Genomic DNA, 2,704 nt, shown 5'->3' on the forward strand with positions numbered 1-2,704 from the left:
AATCCTCTGGGGCCAGATCATTGTCGTTTCGCTCATCGTGCTATGTGCAACATGGGCGGCGACGCAGTGGACGGCATGGCGGCTCGGCTTTCAGCCGCAGCTCGGTGACGCCTGGTTCGAGCTTCTCGGGTGGCCCGTCTACTACCCGCCCTCGTTCTTTTGGTGGTGGTACGCCTATGATGCCTACGCACCGCCGATCTTCGTCGAAGGGGCGGTCATTGCCGCATCGGGCGGCTTCATGGCCGTGGCCGTCGCGATCTTCATGTCCGTCTTCCGTGCGAGGGAAGCGCAGGACGTCGATACCTATGGATCGGCCCGCTGGGCGAAGCGGCGAGACGTCAAAAGGGCGGGATTGCTGGGCGCCGAGGGTGTGGTGCTTGGAGAACTAGATCAGACGTATCTCCGGCACGACGGACCAGAACATGTGCTGTGCTTTGCGCCGACCCGGTCTGGCAAGGGGGTCGGTCTTGTCATTCCAACCCTGTTGACCTGGTCCGGTTCGGCCGTCGTCCACGACATCAAGGGCGAGAACTGGCAGCTCACCTCCGGCTTCCGGGCAAGGCATGGCAGGGTGCTGCTATTCGATCCAACCAATTCCCAGTCGGATGCCTACAATCCGCTGCTCGAAGTGCGCCGCGGCGAATGGGAAGTGCGCGATGTCCAGAACATCGCCGACATCCTGGTCGATCCCGAAGGCTCGCTGGAAAAACGCAATCACTGGGAAAAGACCAGCCATTCGCTGCTGGTCGGCGCGATCCTGCATGTCCTCTATGCGGAGGCCGATAAGACGCTCGCCGGCGTCGCAGATTTTCTGTCGGATCCCAAACGCGGCATCGAGCCGACGTTGACTGCGATGAAGACGACGGCCCATCTCGGCGAGGCAGGCCCGCATCCGGTGATAGCCAGCGCTGCGCAGGAACTCCTGAACAAATCCGCCAACGAGAGTTCCGGTGTGCTCTCCACGGCGATGTCGTTTCTCGGGCTCTATCGCGATCCTGTCGTCGCCGAAGTCACACGTCGCTGCGACTGGCGCATCGCGGACTTGGTCGAAGGTCCGGACCCCGTCACACTGTATCTCGTCGTGCCGCCCTCCGACATCAATCGGACCAAACCTCTGATCCGCCTGCTCCTCAATCAGATCGGGCGGCGCTTGACCGAAGACCTACGGCGCCATCAGGGACGGCGCCGACTGCTGCTGATGCTGGATGAATTTCCGGCCCTAGGGCGACTGGACTTCTTCGAAAGCGCGCTCGCTTTCATGGCGGGTTACGGAATCAAGAGCTTCCTGATCGCTCAGTCGCTCAACCAGATCGAAAAGGCCTACGGGCCGAACAACTCCATCCTGGACAACTGCCACATCCGGGTCAGCTTTGCCACCAATGACGAACGCACCGCCAAACGCGTGTCTGATGCGCTCGGCACCGCGACGGAGCTGCGCGCGATGAAGAACTATGCCGGCCATCGGCTGTCGCCCTGGTTGGGCCATCTCATGGTGAGCCGACAAGAGACGGCGCGGCCGCTGCTGACCCCCGGCGAAGTGATGCAGCTTCCGCCCACCGACGAGATCGTCATGGTGGCAGGCACCGCTCCGATCCGGGCTAAGAAGGCCCGCTATTTCGAGGACGCTCAGTTTCAGGCACGCATTCTGGAGCCACTTGTCCCAGAAAAGTCGGCCAAGGCACGCTGCGACGAATGGAGCGCGCGACGGTTGCCGCCACGTCCGGACATCGGCGTTCCCAAGGCCCAAGCCGATCGCAACGAAACAGGCGATGCGCAGCACGAAAAGCGCATGCAACCTGAACTGGGCCAAATGCGGACGCCTGGCCAGCCGACGCCGATCGACAATGAATTCGAGCCTGATCTGAAACGACCCTCGGCAGACCGCGTCGTGCAAGTCAGGTTGTTCAATCAACAGGCCCGTCAAATCGCCCAACAAGTGTCGCTCGATCCCGGCCAAGGCCCTGAAATGTGAGGGCTCGCCGATGAAACAGCGCAAGAAGCACCGTCTTTCTGTCTATCTCGATCCAGAGATCATGACGGCGCTAGCCGATTATGCGGCACGCCGCGATCACTCACGATCTTTGATTGCTGAGGCCGCGATCGCATCTTTTCTTTCACCAGATGCCGCAGAACGGCAAGAAGCTGCAACGACCAAACGGCTTGATCAGATTGATCGCCGCATCACCCGGTTGGAGCGCGACGTCGGCATATCGGTCGAAACACTGGCGGTGTTCATCCGTTTCTGGCTGACAAGCAATCCGCCCCTCCCCGAACCGGCTCAAGCCGCCGCCAGGGCCCAGGCTGGCAAGCGCTACGATGCATTCGTTGCAGCACTTGGCCGACGGCTCGCGCAAGGACCGAAGCTGCAACAGGAGGTTTCAGAGGACATTGATAGACCGCAGATCTGACACACGCAGGTCACCAATGCTGTCATTCAACTTGGACATTCTCATAACTGCTTTGCGGGACCTTCCTGCCATTTGACATGTCTCAGAAGACGCACTTCGCAGTTGCGGCACTGCCGATGTGATGGGCTCAGAGCGGCGGATCGGCCAGAACCCCTAAACCTTCTTGAACAACCTTCATCTGCTCAGCTGGGTAAGGCTTCAGGAGCGCAGTCGCTTCTTCTACACTGCCATGAAGCCAGGTTTCGTGTTGATCAGGATCAATTATGACGGGCATCCTGTCCGGGTGAATAGGTCTC

The 2,704-nt window shown here is 60.4% G+C and carries 3 protein-coding genes; 2 read left to right on the forward strand and 1 reads right to left on the reverse strand.

Features of this window, described 5'->3' with window-relative positions; all coding sequences use genetic code 11:
* Position 1 precedes the first annotated feature (1 nt).
* Together ACRCSW_RS13445 and ACRCSW_RS13450 are read left to right on the forward strand one after the other, a co-directional pair.
* Positions 2–1,972, forward strand: coding sequence for a conjugal transfer protein TraG (locus ACRCSW_RS13445; RefSeq protein WP_438705836.1), 1,971 nt, complete (start codon positions 2–4; stop codon positions 1,970–1,972).
* A 10-nt stretch (positions 1,973–1,982) separates the two neighbouring features.
* Positions 1,983–2,408 (forward strand): CopG family transcriptional regulator, encoded by a 426-nt coding sequence (locus tag ACRCSW_RS13450; RefSeq protein ID WP_438705838.1) that lies wholly within the window; start codon positions 1,983–1,985, stop codon positions 2,406–2,408.
* Positions 2,409–2,535: 127 nt separating this feature from the next.
* Here the strand turns inward: ACRCSW_RS13450 and ACRCSW_RS13455 are convergent, their stop codons facing one another.
* Complete coding sequence (locus tag ACRCSW_RS13455; RefSeq protein WP_438705840.1) at positions 2,536–2,697, reverse strand: SOS response-associated peptidase family protein; 162 nt, start codon at positions 2,695–2,697, stop codon at positions 2,536–2,538.
* Positions 2,698–2,704: the final 7 nt, after the last annotated feature.

Source organism: Tabrizicola sp., from assembly GCF_051645465.1.
Taxonomy (GTDB): Bacteria; Pseudomonadota; Alphaproteobacteria; order Rhodobacterales; family Rhodobacteraceae; genus Tabrizicola.